We start from the raw sequence: 17,427 nt of genomic DNA, 5'->3' as shown, positions 1-17,427 counted from the left end.
CCTGATGAAAAGCGACGCCATGAAAAGCAGCATCGGTCGGGCCTGGTTTCATACGCTCGGCTCGCCGAAAGGGTTCTACCGAGTCAGCGCGCGCCTGTTGCCGTGGCTGAGCGTTTCCGCCTGTTTGTTGCTGGGTATCGGCGTGGTCTGGGGGCTGGCATTCGCGCCACCGGATTACCAGCAGGGCAACAGCTTCCGGATCATCTACATCCATGTGCCTGCCGCCTTGCTGGCGCAGTCCTGCTACGTGATGCTGGCGGTGTGCGGCGTGGTCGGGCTGGTGTGGAAAATGAAGCTGGCCGATGTCGCGCTGCAATCGGCCGCGCCCATCGGGGCGTGGATGACTGCGCTGGCATTGGCGAGCGGGGCGATCTGGGGCAAGCCGACCTGGGGCGCCTGGTGGGTCTGGGATGCGCGGCTGACGTCGATGCTGATTCTGCTGTTCCTGTATTTCGGCCTGATCGCGCTGGGCAACGCCATCAGCAATCGCGACAGCGCCGCCAAGGCGTGTGCGGTGCTGGCCATCGTCGGCGTGGTGAATATCCCGATCATCAAGTATTCGGTGGAGTGGTGGAACACGCTGCATCAGGGCGCAACTTTCAGTTTCACGGAAAAACCGGCCATGCCTGCCGAAATGTGGCTGCCGCTGCTGTTCACGACGCTGGGCTTCTATTGCTTCTTCGGTGTTGTGCTGCTGTTACGCATGCGGCTGGAAGTGCTGCGTCGCGAGTCCCGGACCCAGTGGGTCAAGGCCGAGCTGCTGCGCAGCCTGGGGCACACGCCTGTGCAGCCGGAGAACACGCCTTGAGCTTCGAGTCATTCGGTGATTTTCTCGCCATGGGGCGTCACGGGCTGTTCGTCTGGTCGGCTTACGGTCTGTGCCTGTCAGTGCTGCTGATCAACGTGGCGCTGCCGGTTCTGGCGCGGCGGCGTTATCTGAAACAGCAGGCGCAACGCTTGAAGCGGGAGAACCGGCCGTGAACCCGCTGCGCAGAACGCGCTTGCTGATCATCCTCGCCGTGCTGGTCGGCGTCGGTCTGGCCGTGACCCTGGCCCTCAGCGCGCTGAAGGAAAACATCAATCTGTTTTACACACCGAGCCAGATCGCCAACGGCGAGGCCCCGCTTGATACCCGTATCCGCGCAGGCGGCATGGTGGAAAAAGGCTCATTGCAGCGTTCCGCCGACTCATTGGACGTGCGCTTTGTGGTGACCGATTTCAACCAGTCGGTGACCATCGCCTACCGCGGCATTCTTCCTGACCTGTTTCGTGAAGGGCAGGGCATTGTCGCGTTGGGCAAACTCAATGCCCAGGGCGTGGTGGTCGCCGATGAAGTGCTGGCCAAACACGATGAGAAATACATGCCGCCCGAAGTGACCAAGGCGTTGCGCGAAAGCGGCCAGCCGGCACCGGCTGCGTCCTATGCGCCCGCCAGGCAGGCTGATCGATGATTCCCGAACTCGGCCATCTGGCCATGATCCTGGCGCTGGGTTTTGCGCTGGTGCAAGCCATCATTCCGTTGATTGGTGCCTGGCGTGGCGACCGCTTATGGATGAGCCTGGCGCGTCCGGCGGCGTGGGGCCAGTTCAGCTTTCTGATCTTCGCCTTCGGTTGCCTGACCTACGCCTTTATGGCCGACGACTTTTCCGTCACCTATGTGGCGCAGAACTCCAACACGGCGCTGCCCTGGTACTACAAATTCAGCGCCGTATGGGGCGCACATGAAGGCTCGTTGCTGCTTTGGGCGCTGATCCTCGGCGGCTGGACCTTCGCCGTGTCGGTGTTTTCCCGACAATTGCCGCAAGTGATGCTGGCGCGGGTGCTGGCAATCATGGGCATGATCAGCCTGGGCTTTCTGTCCTTTCTGATCTTCACTTCCAACCCGTTCGCGCGTCTGTTGCCGCAGATGCCGGCCAACGGGCGCGATCTCAACCCGTTGTTGCAGGACATCGGCCTGATCGTGCATCCGCCGATGCTGTACATGGGGTACGTCGGTTTTTCCGTGGCCTTCGCGTTTGCCATCGCAGCCCTGCTCGGCGGACGGCTCGACGCGGCCTGGGCGCGCTGGTCGCGGCCGTGGACGCTGGTGGCCTGGGCGTTTCTCGGCATCGGCATCAGCCTCGGCTCGTGGTGGGCGTATTACGAATTGGGCTGGGGCGGCTGGTGGTTCTGGGACCCGGTGGAAAACGCCTCGTTCATGCCCTGGCTGGTCGGCACCGCGCTGATCCACTCACTGGCGGTGACTGAAAAGCGTGGCGTGTTCAAAAGCTGGACGGTGTTGCTGGCGATTGCCGCGTTTTCCCTGAGCCTGCTGGGTACGTTTCTGGTGCGTTCCGGGGTGCTGACTTCGGTGCATGCCTTTGCCTCGGACCCGGCGCGCGGGGTGTTCATTCTGATGTTCCTGCTGGTTGTGGTGGGCGGCTCGCTGACCTTGTTCGCGATTCGAGCGCCAGTGGTGAAAAGCCACGTCGGCTTCGGCCTGTGGTCGCGGGAAACCCTGCTGCTTGGCAACAACCTGTTGCTGGTGGTGGCCGCGTCGATGATCTTGCTGGGCACGCTTTATCCGCTGGTGATCGACGCCATCAGTGGCGACAAGATGTCGGTCGGCCCGCCGTATTTCAATGCGCTGTTCGTGCCGTTGATGGGGCTGTTGTTGGCGGTCATGGCGGTCGGTGTGCTGGTGCGCTGGAAGGACACGCCGCTGAAATGGCTGCTGGGCATGCTCGCCCCGGTGCTGATCGGCAGCGCACTGCTGGCCGTGGTGGCCGGGCTGGTCATGGGTGATTTTCAGTGGGCGGTGCTGGCGACCTTCATGCTCGCCGCCTGGGTGCTGCTGGCCGGTCTTCGCGACCTGTTCGACAAGACGCGTCACAAGGGATTGTTCAAGGGCGCACGCAGCCTGACCCGCAGTTACTGGGGCATGCAACTGGCGCACCTCGGCATCGTGGTGTGTGCGCTGGGCGTGGTGCTGTCCAGCCAGAACAGCGCCGAACGCGACCTGCGCATGGCCCCCGGCGAGTCCACCGAACTGGGCGGCTATGTGTTTGTATTCGACGGCGCGAAGCATCATGAAGGGCCGAACTTTACATCGGATCGCGGCACTGTACGGGTGTTGCGCGATGGGGTGCTGCTCACCGAGCTGCACCCGGAAAAACGCCTGTACACCGTGCAGCAGTCGATGATGACCGAAGCGGGCATCGACGCCGGTTTCAGCCGCGACCTTTACGTGGCATTGGGTGAACCGCTGGGTGAGGGGGCCTGGGCGGTGCGGGTTCATGTCAAACCGTTTGTGCGCTGGATCTGGTTCGGCGGTGTGCTGACGGGGTTGGGTGGCGTGCTGGCAGCGCTGGACCGGCGCTATCGCACCCGCATCAAAAGCAAGGTGCGTGAGGCGCTGGGCATGTCGGGAGCGGGTTTATGAGACGCTGGGTCATGGTGGTGCCGCTGGCGTTGTTTCTCGGCGTGGCCGCTTTTCTGTATCGCGGTTTGTACCTGGACCCTGCCGAGCTGCCGTCGGCGCTGATCGGCAAGCCTTTTCCGGAATTCACGTTGCAGGCCGTGCAGGGCGAGCGCGTATTGACCCGCGCCGACCTGCTGGGCAAACCCGCGCTGGTCAACGTCTGGGGGACCTGGTGCGTGGCCTGTCGGGTCGAGCATCCGGTGCTTGCTCGTCTGGCGCAGCAGGGCGTGCTGATCTACGGCGTGAACTACAAGGACAACAATGCTGACGCGCTCAAGTGGCTCGAGGCGTTTCACAATCCCTACTCATTGAATATCCGTGACCAGGACGGCTCGCTGGGTCTGAACCTGGGTGTGTACGGTGCGCCGGAAACCTTCCTGATCGACCGTCAGGGCATCATTCGTTACAAGCATGTCGGGGTTATTGATGACGCAGTGTGGCGGGAAAAGCTCGCCAGCCGTTATCAGGCGCTGGTTGAGGAGGGCAGGCCATGAGCCGCTGGCTTGCCGCTTTGCTGCTGAACCTGCTGCTGTCCGGCGTGGCTCACGCAGCCATTGACGCCTACACCTTTCGTGACGACGCCGAGCGCGCTCGCTACAGCGAATTGACCCGGGAACTGCGTTGCCCCAAATGCCAGAATCAGGACATTGCCGACTCCAATGCACCCATCGCCGCCGACTTGCGCAAGGAGATTTACCGCCTGTTGGGTGAGGGGCAGAGCAATCAGCAGATCATCGATTTCATTGTCGATCGTTACGGCGACTTCGTTCGCTACAAACCCGGTCTCAATGCGCGTACCTGGTTGTTGTGGTTCGGCCCGGCCGGTCTGTTGCTCGGCGGCATGGTGGTGATCGGTTTTATCGTTCTGCGCCGTCGCAATCAGCCATCTGCATCCGCCGCAGCGTTGTCCGAAGACGAGCAGCAGCGCCTTGCCAGACTGCTGGATGAAAAACGCCCATGACTGATTTCTGGATGGCAATCGGCCTTCTCCTGCTGGCTGCACTGAGCTTTTTGCTGATCCCGGTGCTGCGCGGCCATCGTGCGCAGCGTGAAGAGGACCGCACGGCGCTCAATGTCGCGTTGTATCAGGAGCGGCTGACCGAGCTGCAGGCTCAGCACGATCAAGGCGTGTTGTCGGCGGGGCAGGTGCAGGAGGCCCGCGCCGAAGCTGCGCGTGAGTTGCTGGCCGACACCGAAGGCGCAGAAGCCGTTCGCACCTCCCGGCTGGGCAGGCCGGTGTTGCTGCTGGCCGCCGTGCTGGTGCCACTGCTTGGCCTGGCGGGTTATCTGCATCTGGGCGCCAGTGACCGGGTCGAGCTGAGTCGCGAATTTGCCAAGCCGCCGACCTCGCTGGCCGACATGACCCGGCGGCTGGAGCGCAGCGTGCAGGCCCAGCCGGATTCTGCCGAGAACCTGTATTTTCTGGCGCGCAGCTACATGGCGCAAAACCGCCCTGGCGATGCAGCACGGATGTTCGAGCGGGCGGTGGCGCTGGCCGGAAGGTCGCCCGAGTTGCTCGGTCAGTGGGCGCAGGCGTTGTATTTTGCCAGCGACAAGCATTTCACCCCGCAGGTACAGGCGCTGACCGACGAGGCGCTAAAGGCCGACCCCGACGAAGTCACCAGCCTGGGCTTGCTGGGGATTGCCGCGTTTGAAACACAGCGTTATCAGGCAGCGGTGGATTACTGGACGCGCCTGCTGGCGGCGTTGCCTGCGCAGGATGCATCACGTTCGGCACTGGAAGGCGGCATTGCCCGCGCCAGAGAAAACCTTGCCGCGCAGGGCGCGCCGGTCAAGGCGAAGTCGCTCAAGGTGCGCGTCGAGCTGGCTGCGTCGCTCAGAGGTCACGTGCAGCCAACTGACAGCGTGTTCGTTTTTGCCCGTGCAATCAACGGCCCGCCTGCGCCGCTGGCGGTCAAGCGCATCACGGTGGCCGACTTGCCTGCCGAGGTCGAATTGAGCGATTCGGACGCAATGATGCCGTCACTGAAACTGTCGACCTTTGCGCAAGTCCAACTGGTTGCGCGAGTGTCTCGTGCAGGGCAGCCAACCACCGGTGAGTGGATCGGCCGCAGTCAGCCACTGGCCAGTGATACCGGGGCGCAGCAGGCATTGATAATCGACAGTCCGGATAACTAGAGAAATTGCATATGTACCGTACCGCACGCATCACCTTGTTGGGTCTGGTCGTTGGCCTGAGTGCCTGTGCAGTCCAGCATCCAGCCCCGCCCCACAGTCAGGAACCGATTCTGACCTTGCCGGGCGGCCAGCAGCCCGGCGCACCGCGCCCGACGACCCCGCAATCGCCCCCGCAAGAGCCCGTCAAGGCACCGTCGGCAGGGCCTAAAACCTCGGCCAGTTTCGCCCCGCCACCGGGCGGTGGCAGCCATTGGGATGCGCGTCTGGGCGTGTACGTGATGGACGACCAGCCCAACACGTTCTATCGCCAGCGCACTTACTACCAGTGGAACAACGGCTGGAGCTGGGCGACCAGCCCCGACGGCCCGTGGCAGGCGACCGATGCCAGCGGCGTACCGGCAGGGCTGGGCAAACAGTTCAGCAATTGATTCAAGCCTGAACATGAAAACGGCGACCTGTCGGGTCGCCGTTTTGCGTTAAGCGGGTGGCTTATTTGCCCGGATAAATCTGGTCGAACACACCGCCGTCAATGAAGTGCGTCTTCTGCACGGTGCGCCAGTCACCGAAGGTTTTCTCCACCGACAGGAAGTCCACTTTCGGGAAGCGATCCTTGTACTTGGCGAGAATCTGCGGGTCGCGCGGGCGCAGGTAGTTGTTTGCTGCGATTTCCTGACCTTCTGGCGACCACAGGTATTTCAGGTATTCCTCGGCCAGGGCGCGGGAGTTTTTCTTGTCCACCACCTTGTCGACCACGCTCACCGGTGGCTCGGCTTCTGCCGACACGGACGGGTAAACCACCTCGAACTGATCACGACCGAATTCGCGGGCGATCATTTCGGCTTCGTTTTCAAAGGTGACCAGCACGTCACCGATCTGATTGGTCATGAAGGTGGTGGTTGCGCCGCGACCGCCGGTATCGAGAACCGGTACATGGCGGAACAGATCACCGACGAATTTCTTCGCGGCGGCTTCATCACCACCGTTTTTCAGGGTGTAGCCCCAGGCCGACAGGTAGGTGTAACGGCCATTACCCGAGGTTTTCGGGTTGGGCACGATGACTTCAACGCCATCCTTGACCAGGTCCGGCCAGTCTTTCAGGGCCTTGGGGTTGCCCTTGCGAACGATGAACACCGTGGCCGACGTGAACGGCGCGCTGTTGTTCGGCAGACGCGTGACCCAGTTCTCGGGCACCAGCCCGCCATTGTCGGCCAGCGCATTGATGTCGGTGGCCATGTTCATGGTGATCACATCAGCCGGCAGCCCGTCGATCACCGAGCGCGCTTGCTTGCTCGATCCGCCAAATGACATCTGCACGGTCACGTCTTCGTTCTTGTCGGCTTTCCAGTATTTCTGAAAGGCGCTGTTGTAGTCCTTGTAGAAGTCACGCATCACGTCATAAGAGACGTTGAGCAGCGTCGGGGCGGCCTGGGCAGCGCTGGCAAAAGCCAGGCCTGCGGCCAGTAGCGAGGCGGCGAAGAGTTTATTCACTGCAGGGTCCTTTAGAGTGTTTGATCAAGCTTGATGGCGTAATGCCGCGACACTATCAGCATCGCGCCTGCGGTTTAAAGACTGAAAACGTCTTTGCTTATGCCTTGTGCTCTACTTTTGGAAACAATTGATTACCGCAGCGTGAGCAGAATGCTGCGCCGTGCTCGTGGAGATTCTTCGCGCAGACCGGGCAGTCGTGTTTCAGCTGCTCGCCACGCATGGCGTTGGCCAGCTCTGCGGTGAATATACCGGTGGGCACGGCGATGATCGAGTAACCGATGATCATCACCAGCGACGAGAGCATCTGCCCCACGGGCGTTTTGGGCACGATATCGCCGAAGCCCACGGTGGTGAGGGTCACGATAGCCCAATAGATGCCTTTGGGGATGCTGGTGAAGCCATGTTCCGGCCCTTCGATCACGTACATCAGCGTGCCGAACACGGTGACCAGGGTCGAAACGGTGACCAGAAACACGATGATCTTCTGTTTACTGCCGCGCAGGGCTGCCAGCAGATAATTAGCCTGACGCAGGTAAGTGCCGAGTTTGAGCACCCGGAAAATCCGCAGCATGCGGATGATCCGCACGATCAACAGGTACTGCGCATCGCTGTAATAGATCGACAGCACGCCTGGCACAATGGCCAGCAGATCGACCAGTCCGTAGAAACTGAACGCATACTTCAGTGGCCGGGGTGAGCAGTACAGGCGCAGGATGTATTCAATCGCGAACAGCAGCGTAAAGCCCCATTCGATCCAGGCGAACAGCGTCGCGTAATCGCGGTGAATGCTCTCGATGCTGTCAATGACCGTGACCAGCAGACTGAGCAGAATCGCCACCAGCACGATTTTGTCAAACGTTCGCCCAGCGGGCGTATTGGCCTCGAATATAACGATGTGCAACCGCTCGCGACGGCTGAGAGAGGTGTCCATGAGGCTTTCCGAATCGAATATCGGCAGAGCCTAGGAGCATTGGGTGCTTGAGTGCAAGCACACAACGCCTGCGGGAGCGAGCCGGGCGACGCTTAGCGTGCTCGGGAAGGGACCGTTACAGCCCCGCTGGACCCATGTCTTCGTGAGCAAGCTCACTCCCACAGGGATCTTTATTTATATTGCAACTGGGGTCAGCGCCGCTTTTCGGGTGCTTGTCAGACTTACCTGGAAAGATCGGCGCTGGGGCGTGAGGAACGGCAGCCTCAACTATCGTGCGACGCAGAGTTGTGAACGCACACTCAAGCTCATAGGGCGGGGAGTCGGCGATGACTGGCGCTGGAGGACACATGCAGTATGCAGGCGAAAACTTTTCTCTCAGAGCATTGGCGTTTGATGATGCCGAGCTGATCAACCGCTATGAAAAAAACCATCGCCAGTATCTACAGCCTTGGGAACCGCTCAGGGACGATGACTATTTCATCCTCGAAAACGCCCGATCCAGGGTCCAGCAGCAATGGGAAAGCATGCAGGCCGGCAGCGCGGTTTTTTTTCTTATCACGGATCCGCACGGCGAATTGCTGGGACGCTGCAGCTACACCAACATCGTGAGAGGCGCTTTCCAGGCCTGCAACCTCGGCTTCTCACTGGCAGAAACCGCTCAGGGGCAGGGCTTGATGAAAAGATCGCTGGAAGTCACCAATCGCTACTGCTTCGAACACATGGGCCTGCATCGAATCATGGCCAACCACCTGCCACGCAACCTGAAAAGTCAGCGACTTCTGCAGTCGCTTGGCTTCGAGCAGGAAGGCTATGCCCGTGCCTACCTGAAAATTGCCGGCGTCTGGGAAGACCATGTCCTGAGGGCATTGATCAATCCGAACCAGGCTTGATGGCGGGGCGAACGCCCCTCCTACTTGTGCGCCACGTCATCCTTCTCCCAGCCGCCGCCGAGTGCCAGAAACAGGTTGATCTGCCCCATCGCCACTTCGGTGTTGGCTTCGGCCATCTGCGCGCGCACGTCGGTATAGGTGCGCGTGGCTTGCAGGTCGGCGAGGAACGAGGCGCGTCCGGCCCGGTAGAAGCGGTGGGTCTGGTCGGCGGCTTCCTTGGCTGACTGTTCGGCTTCCTTGAGGGCGTCGCGGCGGTCGAGCAGGGCAGTGTATTGCGCCAGGCCGGTCTGGGTTTCGCGAATGGCGTTGAGCACCACGCCGTCAAAACGTGCCAAAGCCGCCTGAGCAGACGCTTCGGCCTGATGGATACGCGCACGGGAACCGTTGGACGGAACCGTCCAGTTCAGCAACGGCCCGAAGCCCCAACGGTTGGCGGCCGGTTTGCCGAGGTTCTCGATGAGGCCGGTGGTGCCAATGCTTGCACCAATGCTGATGTCCGGATACAGCTCGCCTGTGGCGACGCCGATTTCGGCAGTGGACATCGCCAGATGCCGTTCAGCCTGGCGCACGTCGGGGCGTCGCTTGAGCAGCGTCGCCCCGTCGCCCACCGGCATGACCTGCGCAATGTGCGGCAGCGCGTTGCACGTGCTGACGCCCGCGGGCAATTGCTCGACAGGTTTGGCCAGCAGCATCGACAGGCGAAACATGGCCGCCTGGCGACGGGCTTCGTAACGCGGCATTTCGGCACGTAAAGATTTGAACTGGGTCTGCGAGCGTGTGACCTGGGTTTCATCGCCACGCCCGGCATCGCGCAGGCGCTGGGCGAGGGTCACGCTCTGCTGTTGCAGGTCGAGGGATTCACGGGCGATGTCGAGTTCTTCATTGGCCGCGCAGATCTGCGTGTAGGCACGCACGACATCGGCGACCACCGTGATGCGCGCCGTGTCGACCGCCGCCTGATTGGCATCGATATTGGCCTGCGCGGCTTCGATGCCGCGCTGCAAAGTGCCGAACAGGTCGAACTGATACGAGGTGGTCAGGCCCACGTCACCCACATTGGCGACCGGCACCTTGTCCGTCAGCAGATACGCTTCGCCGGATTCCTGCACACGCTGTGCGCCGATCTTCGCACCGCTGGTGAAACCACCCGCCGCCTCGGCTTCGGCGCTCTGATAACGAGAGCGTTGCAGATTGGCCGCAGCCACGCGCAGGTCGGTGTTGGAGGCAATGGCCTGGCGCACCAGTTCATCCAGGCGCGCATCCTGATAAAGACGCCACCAGTGCGCGGGCACCGGGGCCGAGACGGCATTGACTGAGCGGCCCGCCAGCTCGCCCTGCAAATCCGGGCGGTTGATGGCGCCGCCTTCCGGCACCTGGTAATCCGGCCCGACCATCTGGCAGGCCGACAGCACCGCACTGAACCCGAGTGCGGCGATGCGTAACGCGCGTTTCATCGCTGGGCCTCCTGCGTGTCGTCGATGATCGACACGGTCGCGGTACGCCCGGCGATCATGCGAAAGTTGGCAGGCACGTCATCGAAGGCGATCCGCACTGGAATCCGTTGTGCCAGCCGCACCCAACTGAATGCCGGGTTGACGTTGGGCAGCAGGTTCGAACCGCTGGTACGGTCGCGGTCTTCGATGCCGGCGACGATACTCACCACATGCCCGGTCAGCCGGGCGTTGTCGCCGATGACCCGAATGTCCACACCCTGGCCAACATGAATGCCGTCCAGCTTGGTTTCCTCGAAGTAACCGTCGATGTGGAACGACGCCGAGTCGACCACGGACAGCACCGGACGCCCGGCGGTGACAAATTCATGTTCGCGAGGCGCGCGGTCGTTGAGGTAGCCGTCCACCGGGCTGCGAATCACCGAGCGATCCAGATTCAGTTGCGCAGCGTCCACTGCCACCCGGGCTTCCCCCAAGGCTGACAGTGCGCGGGCTTCGCGGGACTGGCTTTCTTCCAGTTGCTCACGCGCTACCAGATTGCCCAGGCCGCGGTTACGCGTGTTCTCGCGACGTGCCTGCTCCCAGGTTTCCTGGCGCTCGGCGACAGTGGCCTGAGCCTGGCGCAGGGACAGCCGGAAGCGGTCCTGATCAATCGTGAACAGCACCTGGCCTTTGTGTACGGGCTGGTTATCGGTCACCTCGACCTTCTGGATCAGGCCGGACACGTCGGGCGCGATCTGCACGACATCGGCGCGGATATGACCGTCCCGGGTCCACGGTGCATACATGTAATACATCACCATGCGCCATACAACGACAGCGGCCAGGGTAACAACCAGCAGGGTCAGGACCACGCGGCCCAGTGTCAGTATCGGTTTTTTCATGTCATCAGGTATCGACTTAGAGTATCCACGGCGCCGAGCAGCAAAGCGTATAGACCTACGTTGAACAAAGCCCGGTGCCAGACCAGGCGGTAGAAACGGGCGCGCGTCAGCACCGCATGCACCCCGAGAAACAGCAGATAGGCTATGCCCATCATCGCCAGAAACGTGGGAATGAAGATCCCGCTGATGTCCAGATCACCGATCACAGAGGCGCTCCATCAATGTTGTGCGGCAATTGTTCAGTCATTTCTCCGGCCACGGTGACGATCTCCACGCCCGGCAACAGCGCCAGGCGCAGGCCGCTGAGTGCATGCAGCAAGTGAACCCGGGCCGGGTTGTCGCCCATTTCCTGATCGGTCAGTGCGCGGCGTGCGCGGTCCATGAGCATCAGCAGGCCACGGGGGGCGGGGAGTCGCTCACCGGCCTTGCTGCAGTGTCTGAAGTAGCCACCGACCTCGTCGATCACCTGACGCAGCAGCGCCTGGGGGGCGGGCGTGGCACGCCGGGTGTAGGCGATCAGGTCCAGCATATTCAGCGCAACCCGCAGCTCGCGCAGGGCAATTCCGGTGTCTTGTGCCGTGAGCGTCAGGCGCGGCAATTGCTGCATCAAACGGTCGAGCATTTGCACGCCCATACGCCTGTGTTCGGCCAGCGACGAGTTTTCGCTGAGGCTGGCGATGTCGCGCCAGCTGAAGCGGGTCAGGCGTTTCACTGCCAGTTCGACGCCGAACGGGCGGAACACCAGCGTCCAGATAAAGGCAAACAACAGTCCTGCCGGCCCGGCCAGGTTGGAATTCAGAAAATTCATGAAGTCCGCATCGTAGGCGCTCTGGATGCTGATGAAAGACGAAGTGTTGACGATGGTCAGCAGCGTGCCGAGAAAAAACCGCGGCTGCACGGTCAGGGTGCCGACGCAGATGAACGGCACGGAGAACGCCAGCACCAGCATCGGAAAGTCATGCAGGTTGGGCAGCACCACGAACAGGTAAAGGCTGGCAAACACCACCGAGAGCATGGTCCAGAAAAAGAACCGGTAGATCTGCGGGGCCGGGTCGTCCATCGCTGCGAAGAAACTGCAGGACACCGCCGCTAGCGCCACGGCACTGGCGCCGTCTTTCCAGCCGAGCAAAATCCACAGCACCGAGGCGACGATGATCGCCAGGACCGTGGACGATACCGAATACAGCATCAGGCCACGGTCGAGAAACGGTGTCAGACGGCCCAGACGCCAATGACGATAAACCGCGCGCCATTGTGAGTGATCGTCGGTCTTTATCGCATGTTGCAGGGAGCGGCAGTCCTGCCACAGGTCAATCCATTCGCTGAGGCGGAACAGCGTGTTGGACAGCAACAACTGATCTCGGTCATCCAGGTGTGCAGAGTCCGGTTGCAGACGCTCCAGCTCGCGGTGCAGTTGCTGCCACTGCCCGTCTTGCGGACCTTCGGCAGTCTGTTTCAGCCACTCGCAGACACGCTGCAACAGTGGCGAGAGACTGGCCAGCAGGTCGGGCGTGCGCCGCTCCAGTGCCCACAAGGCATCATCCATCGCATCGATCACCGGCAGCAGGTGAATCATCCGGCCGCGCAGTTCGTTGGCATTGCGCACGGTCTGCCTGTGTGCGCCTTCGTGGCTCAACTGGCCGATCATCATCTCCAGCGAGTTGAAGCTGGCGACCATCGAATTGCGCAACGTGCCGATTTCTTCCGCCTGGCAACTGCGGCTGATGAAGCGCTCGCTGTAAGTGGCGGCGTCGCTGAACCACTTTTCCGTGGTGGCCTGAAACACCGGCGCCAGACGTCGCGGCCAGAACATCGCGCCGACGACGGCCGCGCAGATGATGCCGAGGAAGATTTCTTCGGTACGCGACACCGCGATGTCGAACACGGCTTGCGGGTTGTCGACCACCGGCAGCGAAATCAGCGGCATGGTGTAGCCCGCCAGCATCAGCGCATAACTGTTCGCGGTGCGCAGATGCAGGGACAGGAACAACAGCGTGCCGGTCCACAGGCCGACCACGATGGCCAGTAACAAAGGTGTCTGCACGAACATCGGCACCAGCAGCACTGACGCCGCTGCGCCGGCCAGCGTGCCGGCGGCGCGATACAGCGCCTTGGAACTGGTCGGGCCGACGAACGGGCTGGAAACGATGTACACGGTGGCCATCGCCCAGTAGGGGCGGGGCATTTCCATCAGCAGCGCGATGTACAGCGCAAGCATGGAGGCGCCGAACGTGCGCACCCCATAAAACCAGTCGCGTGCCGGTGGAACGCTGGAGAAAAACCCGTTCAAACCTGGCTCCCGTGTTCACGCTGCGCCGCGTCGGAAAAGGCCTGCAACACACGCAAGGTGGCCTCCAGGTCGGCAGGTTGCAGGCCTTGCAGCACCTCGGCGCGCAACCGTGTCAGCTCTTCCTCGATGGACGTGGCCAGCGCGCGGCCCTTGTCGGTCAGGCTCAAGGCCTTGGCGCGACGGTCGAGAGGGTCTTCGCTGCGGCAGACGATTCCCGCCTTGCACAGTTGATCAAGCAGGCGGACCAGCGTCGGACTTTCCATGCCTGCCGCCTGGGCGACTTTCACCTGATGCGCGCCGTCACCCAGACGGGCAATGGCCAGCAGGGGGCCTGCGCACGCTTCGGAAATGCCATAGGTGACCAGCGTGTTCTGGCAGATGCGTCGCCATTGGCGGGAGGCGGCTACCAGACCACTGCTGATTGCCCTTTGCAGGGATTCGACAGACATGAAAACACCCGTGAAAACATCGGAAAATTAGTTAGGAGCGATACTGTTAGCGAGGATATTAATAGGATGCTAACTAATATCCCGTAACAACTGCTTACAGTCAACCCGGAGCTGCCCAGTGGCGGCTTTCTTTGAGATTCACCTGATCAAGAGGTGATTTCAGGACGAGGCGACGTGCGAAAAAGAGCGCTTTGTCAGCGATAGCCGCTGAAAGTTCATTTGAATTGAAAATAATCGCTACCGTTCGTCGGCAGTCTGCGCTGATCTGGGCGGATTTTTCGCGCGCTCATTCAAAAAAATGACGCGCTCGCGCCGGTCGTTTTCCACATTAACTGCCGCCTGCAGCAAATGGATGGCGATAGGCCTTACTTGGTAATTTGATATCAAAATAGTGGCCTTGATGCTTTTTAGGCATTTTATTGGCGCCAAGGCGTTGTCGTCTCTGTTTATAAATTAACCGATTAAGCCGATAGTCTTTATGAACGCAACGGGCCAGCACGCCCGTTCCAGAGCCATCCTGCTGGTGCGCAACGCGTACCCTGCGAGCAACCCCATGATCGACCTTGCCACTTGGAATCTTTCCGTTCCCGTCGGAAGTCCTGCCACCATCATCGAAACCCCGAAATTGGTGAAGGGCTATCGGGATGGCTATTTTCAATCCGGAGATACGCTTTTTTTCTGGGCGCCGGTGACCGGTTCGACGACCGAGAATGCCAAGTACCCACGTTCTGAATTACGCGAGACGACGGCAGATGGCAGGGTCTTCAACTGGGCGTATTCGAGTGCCAATAATTTTCTGCGTGCGACACTGGAAGTCGATCAGGTGCCTTCCAGCGGCAAAATCGTGATCGGTCAGATTCATTGCTATGGCAGTACCGAACCGCTGCTGAAGGTGGAGTATCAGTACAAGGAGAAGCTGAAGACAGGCAACATCGTCGCCAAATTTCGCCGCACGCCGGATGCTGAAATCGAGGTCATCACCATCGCCCAGGGCGTGCCGCTCGATCAGCAGTTCAACTACACCATCAACCTGACGCCCACCGGAGATCTGACGGTCAATGCGTTTGATGCGGTCTGGTACGCCAAGCTGGATTCAGCCTGGGGCAGCAAACTGTTCTACTTCAAGGCCGGGGTTTATACGCAGGACAACACCGGCTACACCACCGAAGGCGGCTCGGCGACCTTCTACAAGCTGGCAATCGCCCACGAGAAGAAGACCTGATCTTCCAGACCCGACGGGTTCAGACGGCTGGAAATATCAGGCTGAAGCAGATGATGCCGGCGGCGGGTTGAGCGACTTCGACCCGACCGCCGTGCAGTTGCATGATTGCCGTAACAATGGCCAGCCCCAGGCCATTGGAGTCCGAGCTTTCATGGCGCGAGGCGTCACCCCGATAAAAGCGGTCGAACAGCCGGGCCAGTGTGGCGTCGGACAGCACCGGCCCCTTGTTTTCCACCTCGATCCTCCAGCACTGGTCCACAGCAGCGACACGCATCAGAACCTCGCTGTTTTCGTCGGCGTAGCGAATCGCGTTGGCCACCAGATTGCTAATGGCCCGGCGCAGCAGAATCGGGTCGGCCAGCAGCGTGCCGTGCCCGCGGGTGCTCAGTGTCAGATGGCGTTCTTCCGCCAGCCCTTCGAAATAACCCGCCACCCTTTGCAGTTCATCGTGCAGGTCGAGCGACTGACGCTCAAGCGCGGCCTGCGCTTCGTCGGCCCGTGCGAGGAACAGAATACTTTCCACCAGGCGCGAGATGCGTTCGAGTTCTTCCAGGTTGGAAGCCAGTAATGCCTGATACTCATCGACGCTACGGTCCTGACGCAGGGCGACCTGACAGTGGCCCATCAGCGAACCCACGGGCGTGCGAATCTCGTGGGCCAGGTCGGCGGAGAACTGCATCAGGCGCCTGTAACCGTCATCCAGCCGGTCAAGCATGGCATTGAACGCGTCGCTCAATTGTTGCAGCTCGACGGGTGTGTCGCGGCTGTCGAGTCGCTTGTGCAGGCTGGCCGGAGTGATTGCCGACGCGTGCGCAGCCATTCGGCGCAATGGACGCAGACCGCGTCGCAGCAAGACATAACCCAGCACTGCGGTGATCAGAAACGCCAGCGCCACGGCGATATAAATGCGCTGACGAAAGCTGGCGAGCATGGCCGTTTCCTTGACCATCAGGTGTGCGGCCTGCAAGCGCACTTCGACGCCATTGGACATCACCTGCGCCGCCGCAGCGCGCAACGGGACACCTTGCAGGCTCATGCCGCTGCGCAGGTCATCGACCCGCAGCGGCTGGTCCTGCGCCACGGTCGGCAAGTCCGGCAGCGGCGCGTGTTGCGGGTTCACGGAAATCACCGGCTGCTTGCCCGGCTCGCCAATGATGAAGATGTCTTCTTCGCTGTCGAGCATGTTCTCGAACAGTTGCGGGCTGCCTTTCAGGGTGTCCATGCTCAGGTCGTAACGCAGCAGCTTGCGAAAATGGTCGAGCCGCGCCAGCACCGCGTGGTCGCTGCGTTGCATCACTGTCTGTTCGATGGATTGATAGAGGTAGAACCCCGCACCGCTGACCGTGAGCATGGCTACCAGCGCGAACGCCAGGGTCGAACGCAGGGTCAGGGAAGGCTGGCGTCGCATGGCCGTACCTCGCACACATAACCGATGCCGCGCACGGTGTGAATGAGTTTGACCGGGTAGGGCAGGTCGACCTTGCTGCGCAGGCGCTTGATGGCGACGTCCACCACATTGGTGTCGCTGTCGAAATTCATGTCCCAGACTTCCGAGGCAATCTGCGCCCTGGACAGCACATCGCCTTCGCGGCGCAACAACAGGTGCAGCAGGGCGAATTCCTTGTTGGTCAGCACGATGACTTGCTGCTGACGCGTGACCCGGCGGCGCAGCAGGTCAAGCTCCAGATCGGCCAGGTGAAAGTGATCGGCTTCTCGCACCACGCCACGGCGCAGGATGGTGCGGATGCGCAGCAGCAGTTCAGTGAAGGAAAACGGTTTGACCAGGTAATCGTCGGCACCCAGCTCCAGGCCACGAATCCGGTCCTGCAACTGGTCGCGGGCGGTCAGGAACAACACTGGCACGTCTTGCCGGGCGCGCAGCACTTCGATGATCTGCCAGCCGTCGATGCCGGGCAGCATCACGTCCAGCACGATCAGGTCATAGCGGTTTTCCAGCGCCAGGTGCAGGCCGTCGGCACCGTGCTGGGTCCAGTCCACCACGTAGCCGGATTCACCGAGGCCCTTTTTCAGGTACTCGCCGGTCTTGGTATCGTCTTCAATCAGCAGGATATGCATCGTGTTGTCCGCTACGCTGTTGCAGGCGCCCTTTTTGCGCCGATGCCGAAGTCTAACCAGTTGCCGACAAGGTGTCCGGCGAATGACAAAAATGTCATTGCCCGGTCATTCTACGGTGCCGGTAGCGGTGCAAGGATGGCTTTCAGA

At 61.2% G+C, this 17,427-nt stretch carries 19 protein-coding genes; 10 read left to right on the top strand and 9 right to left on the bottom strand.

Annotated features, from left to right (window positions below):
• Nucleotides 1-4: 4 nt before the first annotated feature.
• The 8 genes from BW686_RS06295 to BW686_RS06260 are packed head-to-tail and all read left to right on the top strand — an operon-like array spanning nt 5 to nt 6,027.
• On the top strand, nt 5-808 hold the full coding sequence (locus BW686_RS06295) for a heme ABC transporter permease (RefSeq protein ID WP_084915479.1): 804 nt from the start codon (nt 5-7) through the stop codon (nt 806-808).
• Nucleotides 805-981, top strand: coding sequence for a heme exporter protein CcmD (gene ccmD / locus BW686_RS06290; RefSeq protein WP_084915477.1), 177 nt, complete (start codon nt 805-807; stop codon nt 979-981). The genes BW686_RS06295 and ccmD overlap by 4 nt, the downstream gene beginning before the upstream one ends.
• Complete coding sequence (gene ccmE, locus BW686_RS06285; RefSeq protein ID WP_084915475.1) at nt 978-1,451, top strand: cytochrome c maturation protein CcmE; 474 nt, start codon at nt 978-980, stop codon at nt 1,449-1,451. The genes ccmD and ccmE overlap by 4 nt, the downstream gene beginning before the upstream one ends.
• On the top strand, nt 1,448-3,421 hold the full coding sequence (locus tag BW686_RS06280) for a heme lyase CcmF/NrfE family subunit (RefSeq protein ID WP_084915473.1): 1,974 nt from the start codon (nt 1,448-1,450) through the stop codon (nt 3,419-3,421). The genes ccmE and BW686_RS06280 overlap by 4 nt, the downstream gene beginning before the upstream one ends.
• Nucleotides 3,418-3,954: a DsbE family thiol:disulfide interchange protein gene (locus BW686_RS06275; RefSeq protein ID WP_084915471.1), complete on the top strand. Its 537-nt coding sequence runs from the start codon at nt 3,418-3,420 to the stop codon at nt 3,952-3,954. Before BW686_RS06280 ends, BW686_RS06275 begins: the two co-directional genes overlap by 4 nt.
• Nucleotides 3,951-4,421: a cytochrome c-type biogenesis protein gene (locus BW686_RS06270; protein WP_084915469.1), complete on the top strand. Its 471-nt coding sequence runs from the start codon at nt 3,951-3,953 to the stop codon at nt 4,419-4,421. Before BW686_RS06275 ends, BW686_RS06270 begins: the two co-directional genes overlap by 4 nt.
• Nucleotides 4,418-5,599, top strand: a complete 1,182-nt coding sequence (gene ccmI, locus BW686_RS06265; protein WP_084915467.1) for a c-type cytochrome biogenesis protein CcmI — start codon at nt 4,418-4,420, stop codon at nt 5,597-5,599. Before BW686_RS06270 ends, ccmI begins: the two co-directional genes overlap by 4 nt.
• A gap of 11 nt (nt 5,600-5,610) precedes the next feature.
• Nucleotides 5,611-6,027 (top strand): hypothetical protein, encoded by a 417-nt coding sequence (locus BW686_RS06260; protein WP_084915464.1) that lies wholly within the window; start codon nt 5,611-5,613, stop codon nt 6,025-6,027.
• A gap of 61 nt (nt 6,028-6,088) precedes the next feature.
• On the opposite strand, the gene BW686_RS06255 is transcribed toward BW686_RS06260, so the two are convergent.
• Both BW686_RS06255 and BW686_RS06250 read right to left on the bottom strand, forming a co-directional pair.
• Complete coding sequence (locus tag BW686_RS06255) at nt 6,089-7,087, bottom strand: sulfate ABC transporter substrate-binding protein (RefSeq protein WP_084915462.1); 999 nt, start codon at nt 7,085-7,087, stop codon at nt 6,089-6,091.
• A 97-nt stretch (nt 7,088-7,184) separates the two neighbouring features.
• The gene (locus BW686_RS06250; protein WP_084915459.1) at nt 7,185-8,018 is read right to left on the bottom strand and encodes an ion transporter; all 834 of its coding nucleotides are present in this window, start codon (nt 8,016-8,018) and stop codon (nt 7,185-7,187) included.
• 347 nt (nt 8,019-8,365) lie between these two features.
• Between BW686_RS06250 and BW686_RS06245 the strand changes: the two genes are divergently transcribed.
• Entirely contained in the window at nt 8,366-8,908 is a 543-nt protein-coding gene (locus BW686_RS06245) for a GNAT family N-acetyltransferase (protein WP_084915457.1), read from the top strand.
• A 20-nt stretch (nt 8,909-8,928) separates the two neighbouring features.
• On the opposite strand, the gene BW686_RS06240 is transcribed toward BW686_RS06245, so the two are convergent.
• Genes BW686_RS06240 through BW686_RS06220 form a run of 5 tightly spaced genes read right to left on the bottom strand, consistent with a single transcriptional unit; the run spans nt 8,929 to nt 13,982 of the window.
• Entirely contained in the window at nt 8,929-10,362 is a 1,434-nt protein-coding gene (locus BW686_RS06240) for an efflux transporter outer membrane subunit (protein WP_084915455.1), read from the bottom strand.
• A complete protein-coding gene (locus tag BW686_RS06235; protein WP_084915453.1) occupies nt 10,359-11,243 on the bottom strand; it encodes an efflux RND transporter periplasmic adaptor subunit in 885 nt (294 codons plus the stop codon). The genes BW686_RS06240 and BW686_RS06235 overlap by 4 nt, the downstream gene beginning before the upstream one ends.
• Nucleotides 11,240-11,449 (bottom strand): DUF1656 domain-containing protein, encoded by a 210-nt coding sequence (locus BW686_RS06230; protein ID WP_084915451.1) that lies wholly within the window; start codon nt 11,447-11,449, stop codon nt 11,240-11,242. The genes BW686_RS06235 and BW686_RS06230 overlap by 4 nt, the downstream gene beginning before the upstream one ends.
• Entirely contained in the window at nt 11,446-13,533 is a 2,088-nt protein-coding gene (locus BW686_RS06225) for an FUSC family protein (protein ID WP_084915449.1), read from the bottom strand. The genes BW686_RS06230 and BW686_RS06225 overlap by 4 nt, the downstream gene beginning before the upstream one ends.
• Complete coding sequence (locus tag BW686_RS06220) at nt 13,530-13,982, bottom strand: MarR family winged helix-turn-helix transcriptional regulator (RefSeq protein WP_084915447.1); 453 nt, start codon at nt 13,980-13,982, stop codon at nt 13,530-13,532. The genes BW686_RS06225 and BW686_RS06220 overlap by 4 nt, the downstream gene beginning before the upstream one ends.
• 553 nt (nt 13,983-14,535) lie before the next feature.
• On the opposite strand from BW686_RS06220, the gene BW686_RS06210 reads away from it, so the two are divergent.
• A complete protein-coding gene (locus BW686_RS06210; RefSeq protein ID WP_084915445.1) occupies nt 14,536-15,204 on the top strand; it encodes a polysaccharide lyase family 7 protein in 669 nt (222 codons plus the stop codon).
• 19 nt (nt 15,205-15,223) lie between these two features.
• On the opposite strand, the gene BW686_RS06205 is transcribed toward BW686_RS06210, so the two are convergent.
• Both BW686_RS06205 and BW686_RS06200 read right to left on the bottom strand, forming a co-directional pair.
• Nucleotides 15,224-16,612: a heavy metal sensor histidine kinase gene (locus BW686_RS06205; protein WP_084915443.1), complete on the bottom strand. Its 1,389-nt coding sequence runs from the start codon at nt 16,610-16,612 to the stop codon at nt 15,224-15,226.
• The gene (locus BW686_RS06200; protein WP_004407375.1) at nt 16,591-17,280 is read right to left on the bottom strand and encodes a heavy metal response regulator transcription factor; all 690 of its coding nucleotides are present in this window, start codon (nt 17,278-17,280) and stop codon (nt 16,591-16,593) included. The genes BW686_RS06205 and BW686_RS06200 overlap by 22 nt, the downstream gene beginning before the upstream one ends.
• Nucleotides 17,281-17,427 lie beyond the last annotated feature (147 nt).

The organism is Pseudomonas syringae (genome assembly GCF_002157375.1).
In the GTDB taxonomy this organism is placed as follows: domain Bacteria; phylum Pseudomonadota; class Gammaproteobacteria; order Pseudomonadales; family Pseudomonadaceae; genus Aquipseudomonas; species Aquipseudomonas syringae_T.
Note: the sequence above shows the minus strand (reverse complement) of the source record. Positions and strands in the feature narration are given on the sequence as shown.

What these genes read in the sequence shown, in the direction of transcription:
- BW686_RS06280 (WP_084915473.1), top strand. Translation starts at nt 1,448, where the DNA reads ATGATTCCCGAACTCGGCCATCTGGCCATGATCCTGGCGCTGGGTTTT.
- BW686_RS06205 (WP_084915443.1), bottom strand. Translation starts at nt 16,612, where the DNA reads ATGCGACGCCAGCCTTCCCTGACCCTGCGTTCGACCCTGGCGTTCGCG.
- BW686_RS06210 (WP_084915445.1), top strand. Translation starts at nt 14,536, where the DNA reads ATGATCGACCTTGCCACTTGGAATCTTTCCGTTCCCGTCGGAAGTCCT.
- BW686_RS06250 (WP_084915459.1), bottom strand. Translation starts at nt 8,018, where the DNA reads ATGGACACCTCTCTCAGCCGTCGCGAGCGGTTGCACATCGTTATATTC.
- BW686_RS06220 (WP_084915447.1), bottom strand. Translation starts at nt 13,982, where the DNA reads ATGTCTGTCGAATCCCTGCAAAGGGCAATCAGCAGTGGTCTGGTAGCC.
- BW686_RS06200 (WP_004407375.1), bottom strand. Translation starts at nt 17,280, where the DNA reads ATGCATATCCTGCTGATTGAAGACGATACCAAGACCGGCGAGTACCTG.
- BW686_RS06275 (WP_084915471.1), top strand. Translation starts at nt 3,418, where the DNA reads ATGAGACGCTGGGTCATGGTGGTGCCGCTGGCGTTGTTTCTCGGCGTG.
- ccmI (WP_084915467.1), top strand. Translation starts at nt 4,418, where the DNA reads ATGACTGATTTCTGGATGGCAATCGGCCTTCTCCTGCTGGCTGCACTG.
- BW686_RS06235 (WP_084915453.1), bottom strand. Translation starts at nt 11,243, where the DNA reads ATGAAAAAACCGATACTGACACTGGGCCGCGTGGTCCTGACCCTGCTG.
- BW686_RS06295 (WP_084915479.1), top strand. Translation starts at nt 5, where the DNA reads ATGAAAAGCGACGCCATGAAAAGCAGCATCGGTCGGGCCTGGTTTCAT.
- BW686_RS06245 (WP_084915457.1), top strand. Translation starts at nt 8,366, where the DNA reads ATGCAGTATGCAGGCGAAAACTTTTCTCTCAGAGCATTGGCGTTTGAT.
- BW686_RS06270 (WP_084915469.1), top strand. Translation starts at nt 3,951, where the DNA reads ATGAGCCGCTGGCTTGCCGCTTTGCTGCTGAACCTGCTGCTGTCCGGC.
- BW686_RS06240 (WP_084915455.1), bottom strand. Translation starts at nt 10,362, where the DNA reads ATGAAACGCGCGTTACGCATCGCCGCACTCGGGTTCAGTGCGGTGCTG.
- BW686_RS06260 (WP_084915464.1), top strand. Translation starts at nt 5,611, where the DNA reads ATGTACCGTACCGCACGCATCACCTTGTTGGGTCTGGTCGTTGGCCTG.